Source organism: Kitasatospora sp. NPDC051164, from assembly GCF_044455625.1.
Classification (GTDB): domain Bacteria; phylum Actinomycetota; class Actinomycetes; order Streptomycetales; family Streptomycetaceae; genus Kitasatospora.
The window spans coordinates 19,893-27,896 of the sequence record NZ_JBITFB010000068.1; the positions used below are offsets into that span (position 1 = coordinate 19,893).

At 72.0% G+C, this 8,004-nt stretch carries 5 protein-coding genes and 2 pseudogenes; 4 read left to right on the top strand and 3 right to left on the bottom strand.

Features of this window, described 5'->3' with window-relative positions; genetic code table 11:
• Window positions 1–79: 79 nt before the first annotated feature.
• The gene (locus ACIBEC_RS46140) at window positions 80–1,372 is read right to left on the bottom strand and encodes a hypothetical protein (RefSeq protein WP_360509323.1); all 1,293 of its coding nucleotides are present in this window, start codon (window positions 1,370–1,372) and stop codon (window positions 80–82) included.
• 889 nt (window positions 1,373–2,261) lie between these two features.
• Window positions 2,262–2,673 (bottom strand): annotated as a pseudogene (locus ACIBEC_RS46145) (MFS transporter); the annotation flags it as partial.
• Between the two features lie 418 nt (window positions 2,674–3,091).
• On the opposite strand from ACIBEC_RS46145, the gene ACIBEC_RS46150 reads away from it, so the two are divergent.
• The gene (locus ACIBEC_RS46150) at window positions 3,092–3,328 is read left to right on the top strand and encodes an amphi-Trp domain-containing protein (protein ID WP_360509325.1); all 237 of its coding nucleotides are present in this window, start codon (window positions 3,092–3,094) and stop codon (window positions 3,326–3,328) included.
• A gap of 107 nt (window positions 3,329–3,435) precedes the next feature.
• Here ACIBEC_RS46150 and ACIBEC_RS46155 read toward each other — a convergent pair whose 3' ends face one another.
• Window positions 3,436–4,791 (bottom strand): diacylglycerol kinase family protein, encoded by a 1,356-nt coding sequence (locus ACIBEC_RS46155; protein ID WP_360509327.1) that lies wholly within the window; start codon window positions 4,789–4,791, stop codon window positions 3,436–3,438.
• Window positions 4,792–5,010: 219 nt separating this feature from the next.
• Between ACIBEC_RS46155 and ACIBEC_RS46160 the strand changes: the two genes are divergently transcribed.
• From ACIBEC_RS46160 to ACIBEC_RS46170, 3 genes and pseudogenes are all read left to right on the top strand, one after another.
• Window positions 5,011–6,327, top strand: a complete 1,317-nt coding sequence (locus ACIBEC_RS46160) for a hypothetical protein (RefSeq protein WP_360509329.1) — start codon at window positions 5,011–5,013, stop codon at window positions 6,325–6,327.
• Between the two features lie 310 nt (window positions 6,328–6,637).
• Window positions 6,638–7,162 (top strand): hypothetical protein, encoded by a 525-nt coding sequence (locus ACIBEC_RS46165; RefSeq protein WP_360509331.1) that lies wholly within the window; start codon window positions 6,638–6,640, stop codon window positions 7,160–7,162.
• Window positions 7,163–7,404: 242 nt separating this feature from the next.
• Window positions 7,405–7,908 (top strand): annotated as a pseudogene (locus ACIBEC_RS46170) (MFS transporter); the annotation flags it as partial.
• Window positions 7,909–8,004 lie beyond the last annotated feature (96 nt).

Sequence of the window (8,004 nt, forward strand, 5' to 3'; positions counted from 1 at the left end):
ATCGGGAAGAGGAACGAGGGAAGAGGGAAGCAAGAAGCGCGATTCGGGAAGGGAGAAGGGGCGCGGCAGGCCGCGCGGCTCAGCTGGGGTCCTGGTCCGGGCCGGCCTCGGGCTGCGGCTCGGACTGCTGCTCGGCGGCCCACTGGGCGCCCGCGATCTCCTCGGCGCTCAGCTGTCGGCGCGGGATCCAGGCGGGGACGGTGCCCTCCTCGTTGCGGCCTTTGTCGAGGATCGCCAGGTTGTGGTAGAAGTGCGCGCCGGCCAGCGTCCGGTCGGTCCCGCTCGGGCGGTGCGCGGTCGGCGGCTCGTGCTCCTCGTGGTTGAGGCCGTCGAGCAGCTGCTTGAGGAAGCCCATGCTGGTGGTCGGGTCGCCGAGCCGCTCCGAACTGCCGCCGTAGCCCGGCCAGTAGGAGGTCTGCAGGTCCTCGATCACATAGAGCCCGCCCGGGACCACGTGCGGGAAGAGCGCGCCGAAGGCGGCGATGACGTCCGGGCAGTAGTGGCTGCCGTCGTCGATGACGATGTCGATCGGCCCGATCCGCTCGGCCAGCGCGGTGAGGAAGGCCGGGTCCGCCTGGTCGCCCTGGACGGTGTGGATCCGCTGCTCGCGCAGCGCCGTCTTGTCGTAGACGTCGACCCCGTAGACGAGGCCCCGCCGGAAGAAGCGCTTCCACATCCGTAGCGAGCCACCGCCCGCCGCCGGGTCGGCGTAGCCGCCGATCCCCAGCTCCAGGACGGTGAGCGGCCGGTCCCGCAGCGGGGCGAAGTGCCGGGCGTAGTGCTCGGTGTAGTAGTGCAGCCCCCACTTGTCCGAACCGTGGCGCAGCGACAACTCGGCCAGGTCGAGCGGCTGCTCCACCAAGCCGCGGAGCAGCTGCTGGACGACCGGGAAGGCCGCCAGTACGGGCATCAGCCGAGCCGGGTCCTCGATGCCGTGCCAGGTGATCCCCGGCGTGCGGTGGCCTGCGGTGTGCCGGGCGCCGAAGACGGCGCGGGTCAGGTCGAGCAGGTCCAACTCGACGGTGGCGCTGGGCTCGTCGGCCGGCCCGGTGCGGTGCTCGGCCTTGGGGCCGGCCAGCAGGTGGTGCCGGATCACCCGGCCGTCGAAGGCGAGCTCGAACTGCACCACCACCGCCGCGGCGGCGAGTTGCTCGCTCAGGTGGGCCCGGCTGACCAGTTCGTCCACCAGGTCGGCGGCCGTCTGCTCGGCGCCCGCCGACCTGATCACCGCCGCAAGCTGCTCCTCGGGCCCGTCCGCCGCCAGGATCAGGGCGCGGATCCGGCGCAGGTCGGTCTCGTGCGGATCCGAGTCGTGGCCCGACTGGCTGTTCACGTGCCGGCCGTTCTCGTGCTGTCCGGTGAGGGCGGTCATGCGTGAGCCTTTCCACGAGGGAGTCGAGAGGACGGGGAACGAATCGGGGGCTTCTTCCAGGCCGGGGTGACGCCGTCGGTCATCGCCGGCGGCGGGATCTCCACCCGACCGGGGAAGAGGGTGTTGTCCACCACGATCGGACCGGCGGGCACCGAGTTCACGGCGGGACGCCGTTGCCACTCTCAGCTACTGGATCGACACGTCGTGAATCTAGGTGCGCATCCCTCCCGCCACAAGCACTCCCTGGGGCCACGGGGCGCCGAGTGCGGGAAACGAGCCAGAATCGGGGCACCGCTGTTCCGCATGTTTGGACCCGTCACCCCGGTGTCGTTCGTGGCAGCGGCGGAGTCGGTGATCGTCGGGCGACCGGGCCCCGGCCCCGGATCCACCGGCCCCCGCGGCCGGCCCCGGGCGGGACCGTCCCGCCCGGCCGGGTCGTCCCGCAAGGACACGAGGGGCAGTTCCACCCCCATGACCAGTGACCGAGCCGCCCGGGTCCGGCCCGGCCCCGAGGCCGGAGCGCCGCAGGTTCGGCTCCCGAGTCCGCACGGTGGATCGTGGCCGGGTACGATGCCGCCGGGAACGAGAAGGGCGCGATCCCGCGGTGCGACCTTCGCGTCACGTCCTCGCCCGCTCGGCGGAGTCCAGGACCACGCGAAGGCCGCAAGGACGTCCCGGAGGATTCCCGGGCACCAGGCCGAGGTGGCCAGGTCGGCGAGCAGGTCCTGTTCCGCGGTGTCGTGGACGGACTCGTCGACCAGGCCGGTGACGAAGTCCTCGAAGGTCTCCGCGGTAGTCGAGGGCGAGCATGTCGTGGCCGGCCGAGGGGGTGGTGGCGAAGTACACGCCGATGTCGGGGTACCCCCACACCTCGATCCAGAACAGGCTCAGGTCGGCGTTCCACCACGAAGTTGCCCGCCACCAGCGCCACGATCGAGGGCAGGATGAGCGAGGCCCTGACCCCTTCGAGGAACGACCAATCGAACATGAGCACGGGCAGGTTCGGGGCGAGCACGGTCGTCAGCGAGCCGCAGCCGTAGATGACGCAGCCGATCACGAACGCGCGCTTGCGGCCGATGAGCGCGCCGACCTTGCCGCCGGGGATCATCAGCAGCGCCATCACCAGCGGGTACGCCGTGATCGCGCCCCTGGATCCCGGTCACGGTCGAGCCCACGTCCGCGGCCATGGTCGCGATCGAGACGTTCATGACGGAGCTGTCGAGCAGCTCCAGGAACCGCCCGGCCCCCAGCGTCAGCAGGACGAGACCTGGCGCGGTCGAATTCTCAGGGGTACCTGCCATGGGCGCCGTGGTCCCAGCGCGCCCGGGGCGCGGACCGACTGACCGGCCACGCCGGTCAGTCGAATGGCGGCGCCGCAGGAGGGCGTACCGGCGGGGTGATGCACACCTCGGGATTCCGGCGCATGGTGGATTCAGAAAGCGTTGTGCGACTGCGACCGACGGAGTAGACCATGAACAACGCGGTGACTCCGGCATCGGACTACCCGATGCCAGACCTGTTCTGGACCATGGCGAGTTCCAGGAGTACGTCCGCTCCGTCCCCGACACAGGTGGCGGGCACGCCGACGGACTGGCACGGCTGGCCGAGCTCAGGAAGAGCACCGACATCCCGGACGAGGAGTACGCCCAGGCCAAGGCGAAGGTCCTTGCCTGACCAACCTGTTCGGCACGGTAGGACCCGACGACAGTGGAGGCGGTCGTGAAGGACCTCAAGTTCGAGCAGAAGAGCTCACTCTCGCGTCTTGAGGCCGCCGACCGCCTGTCGGCGCTCGCGGACGCGCTGCGGCACGGCGGCAACGCCGAACTGGACTTCGGTCCGGGGACGCTGAGCCTGCGGATCCCCGAGGAACTGCGCAGCGAGGTCGAGATCGAGGTCGGCGACGGGGAGATCGAACTCGAGATCGAGCTGAAGTGGCGGACCGGACAGGCCGAGTAGTCCCCAGGCGTCGCAGGCCCCGGTCGAGCGTCGGGGTCTCGGCGGCGGCCACCGCGGCGTAGACGGCGCTGTCGAGGGCCATGAGGTCGCGCACCACCTCGCGGGGGCTACCCATCGACGTGCTCCGGTGCGGTGGACCCCGATCGGGGCCGGCCGAGGGCCAGCGTGAGGACCGCCCGCCAGTCGAGGGGAGGCGCCGCCGGGGGCGCGCCGGGCCGGTTCCTGGGCACCAGGACCCGCAGCGCGCCAGGGCGGATGCCGCAGGTGACGGGGGTGGGCAGCTCAAGTGCCTCGCCGTCGACGGCGACCGGGATGCGGTCGGCGTCCGCGACCACGGTGACCTGGGGCGCCGTCAGGATGTTCAGACCGGAGGCCTGGGCGCCGCGCAGTGCGATCCCGGCTGCCTCGGCCGCGTTGCCCACCCGGATGCCGACGACCCCCAGCGTGCCCAGATCGAGTCGCGCTCTGCGGCCGACCAGGGCCGCCGGCTGGGGCGCGGCGTAGGGGTTGTTGCTGATCAGGAGCGCCTGCTGGGCCTCCAGACGGGCGGTGGCCGTCACCGCGTCCAGCGGGTGGCCGGTGTATTCGTGCAGGAGGTCGGGCAGCGCGTCCAGGATGGAGCCCGCCTTGGCGTCGCGGTACTCGGGGCGCTGCACGATCTGCGCGTACACCCCGAAGGAGACCGTGTTGACGAACGGTCGGCCGTCGACTGTGCCCAGGTCGATGCGCAGCTCCTCGCCGTTGCTGAGCGCGTCCAGGCAGCGGTCGGGGGCGTCGCGGTCCAGGCCCAGGTCCATGGCGAAGTGGTTGCGGGTGCCGGCGCTGACCACCAGGAACGGCAGGCCGTGCTCGGCGGCGACCGCGGCCACCAGCGCCTGGGTGCCGTCGCCGCCCGCGACACCGAGCAGGTCCGCGCCGTCGGCCACCGCGCGGCGGGCGATCGCGGCGACGTCCGTGCGGGTGGAGGTGTCCAGCAGCACCACCCGGGCGCCGAGTTGCTCGGCCTTCTCGACCAGCGCGAATTTGCCGACCTTGCCGCCCCCGGACTTCGGGTTCATGATCAGCACCGGATGCCTGGGGGCGGGGGACGCGACGGCCCGCATGCCCAGGGGCCGCCGGGTCGCGCGCAGTGCCGACCTCGCGCACAGCATCGACGCCGCGACGAGCGCGACCGCGGTCAGCGCGGCCGGCCACAGACTTGCCCAGGCGTAGAGCACCACGACGCCCACGGGCGCGGCGAGCGCGAGCAGTGCCCCGGCCACCCGCACCACGCCGTGGTGCGACAGCGCCCACCAGATCCCGGCCGCCGCGACCGCCAGACCGGCCACCCCGATGGCGAGGATCAGCAGGCCGCCCCGTCCGCTCACGACGAGCAGCGCCACCGGCGAGCCCAGCAGGCAGAGCAGCGCCAGCCGGGCCAGCAGACGGCCGCGCGCGGGTGCGTGGAAATCGGTCGGTGCCACTGCCGCTCCCTCCGATTCGCCCAGGTGCCTGCCGGGCGCCTGCTCCAGCGGCCGCCCGCAGTGCCAGGATGCGCGCCACCGGCCGCTCCGGCACGCCGCGGCAGGCATCAGGGACTGGCGCGGTCCGCCGATCGGATGCAACCCCGTGTGCGGATCCGGTCGCCCTGGGTGTCAATGGAGGCGAGCGCTGTCCTGCCGCACGTCATCCCTTGGAGCGCCATGAGCATGCCCGAGCCGTCCGAAGGAACACCCGCGCCCGCCTCGACACCGGCCCCGCGGAGCCACGGCTCGCGAGCCGGCCGGATCGCGATGAGCGCGGTGTCGGCTGTGGTCATCACACTCACCTGCATCCTGGTGCCGGTGTCCCTGCTCACCGTCTGGGTGCACGACATCGTGCTGGACACCGACCGGTACGTGTCGACGGTCGCGCCGCTGGCGACCAATCCCGCGATCGAGGCCGCCGCGGCCAACCGCATCACTCAGGCCGTCGACGTGCGGGTGGACGGCAGCGAGGTCGCCTCGGAGACGGCCGCCTGGCTGCAGTCCGTGGGGCTGCCGCCCAAGGCGGCGGCCGGCGTCAAGGCGCTCGGCCCGAAGCTGGACGAGGCTGTCAACGACGTGGTCAGCAAGGCGGCGACCCGGTTCGTGCAGAGCGACACCTTCGAGAAAACCTGGACCACCGCCAACCGCGCCGCCCACACCGCCGTGGTCCGTGCGCTCACCGGCCACGGCCGGGGTGCGGTGGAGGTCAGCAATGGCACCGTCACCCTCGACGTCGGCACCGCCGTGGACACCGTCAAGCAGGATCTGGTGAGTGCCGGCCTCACTCCGGCCGACAAGATCCCCCAGGTCAACAAGCAGCTGGTGCTCTTCCAGTCCGACAAGCTCGCCAAGATCCAGGGCGCGGCCCACCTCCTCGACGTCCTCGGGAACTGGGTGCCGATCTTCACGGTGGTGCTCGGCGCGATCGGGGTGCTGCTTGCCCGCCGGCGCCGCCGCGCGCTGGTCACGACCGGGCTGGGCGCGGCCGCAGCCTGCCTGGTGCTCGCCATCGGGCTGGTCGTCGCCCGCCACTACTACCTCGACCACCTGCCCGCCCAGGTGCAGTCCCCGGCAGCGGCGGCGGCCATCTTCGACACACTGCTGCGCTTCCTGCGGATCAGCACCCGCACGGTGCTGACCCTGGGCCTGGTGGTGGCGCTCGGCGCCTACCTGGGCGGCGGCGGGCGCCTGCCGCGCGCGGTACGCGGCGCCGCCGACCGGACCGCGGACTCCGCCGCCCGCTGGGGCGACAGGCACGGTGTGCACACCGGGCGGGTCGGGACCTGGACCGAGTCCTACCGGCGGTGGGTCGCCCTGGGCGTCCTGCTGGTGCTCGCCCTGGTGCTCGCGCTGTGGAGCTATCCGACGGTGCTGACCGTGCTGCTCCTGGTGCTCATCCTGCTCGCCGTGCTCGCCGTGCTCGCGCTGCTGGCCGCGAGCGGCCGGGTGACCGAGCAGCACGAGGCGGCCGCGGGCCAGGACACGGGGGAGTAGCAGATCAACCGAGAGCGCCTGGTCAGGACGATGATCCCGCTCGCGATCGTCTACGGCTCCGTGCCGGCCCACTTCGGGGGCCGTGACGTGGCTCAGCGCATCATCGACCGCTACGGCCTGACGGGTAGTGGGGCCGATACGGTCAGGCACATCTTCTCCTCGGTCACCGACACGAGTACCGGTGTGCTCGGGGGATCTCCCGGCTGCGCTCGGCCAGGAAGTCGAAGCAGCCCTGAGCCGTGTCCGCCGAACGGCAGCAGTGCCGGGGCCTCGGCTGGCGTCCCGCGAGCCCCGCTCGTACGTTGTGACGGTGAGTCGCACCAGCTCCCCGGCCGGTCCTCCAGGTGGTGACGGCACGTCAGGAGCGCCACGCACCGACTTCGCCGGCGCCGTCTACGGGTCTCTGCTCGCCGCGTCCGTGATCGCCACGGCCGGCAGCGTCGGCGGCTATCCGCGGCTCCAGCTCGGACTGCTGCTGATCATCACCGGCATCGTGTTCTGGGCGGCGCACGTCTACGCGCGCGTCGCCGGCGAACGGCTGCCGGGACAGCCCTGGAGCAGGCCGCGGATCCGGCGCGTCGCCCGCCAGGAGTGGTCCATCGTCGAGGCGGCCGCGCTGCCCGCGCTGGCGGTGGCCGTCAGCCCGCTGCTCGGTCTCGACCTGGCGGGAACCGCCTGGTTCGCGCTCGGTGTGGCCGTGACGCAGCAGGTGGTCTGGGCGTGCCTGGGCGCGCACCGAGCGGGTGCCTCCGCCCGCCAGGTGATGGTGGAGTGCGTCGTCAACCTGGTCCTGGGACTGGTCATCGTCACCTCGAAGGCCGCCCTCGGGCACTGAGGCGGCCGATCCGGCGCGCGGTTCACCGCGGCTGGTGCGCCACCGGCTCCTGGCCCCGCCGACAAGCCGCTGCTGCGCGCCTCAGGCCCTGTGGCGACGGGCTGTGCGACGGTCGGGGTGGCGGTTGCGTTCCGTCGGCGTCGGCAGCGTGCGGGCGAGGTCGAGCAGTTCCGCGGACCAGTGGATTCGGTGGATGGGAAGGTGGCGCTGTGGCGGGGACGGCAGCAGCGGGGGCGCGGCGGGTGCTGGCCCCGTTGGCGTTGGCGCAGTTCATCTGCAGCTTCGCCGGCTCGAACATGAACGTGATGATCAACGACATCAGTGAGGACCTGGACACCACGGTGCAGGGTGTCCAGACGGCGATCACGATCTTTCTGTTGGTGATGGCCGCGCTGATGATTCCGGGCGGGAAGCTGACCGACAAGTGGGGGCGCAAGCGGTGCCTGCTGGCGGGGCTGGTGGTCTACGGGGTGGGGGCGGTGCTGAGTGCGGTGGCGCCGGGGCTGGGGTTGCTGATCCTCGGGAATTCGATCCTGGAGGGTGTGGGCACGGCGTTGCTGATCCCGCCGGTCTACATCCTGACGACGCTGCTGTTCACCGACACGGCGTCCCGGGCGCGTGCGTTCGGCGCGATCATGGCGATGGGCGGTGTCGGGGCGGCCGCGGGCCCGTTGATCGGCGGTTTGATCACCAGTGCGATCAGTTGGCGGGCCGCGTTCGTGTTCCAGGCGCTGGTGATCGTGGTGACGGAAGATTTCAAGTCCAGTGAGACGGTCGTGACGCTATGAGGTTTGTGGTGCGGGTTCCCTGCGCTTGGCCGGGTCGTTGATCCACGCCGTCTT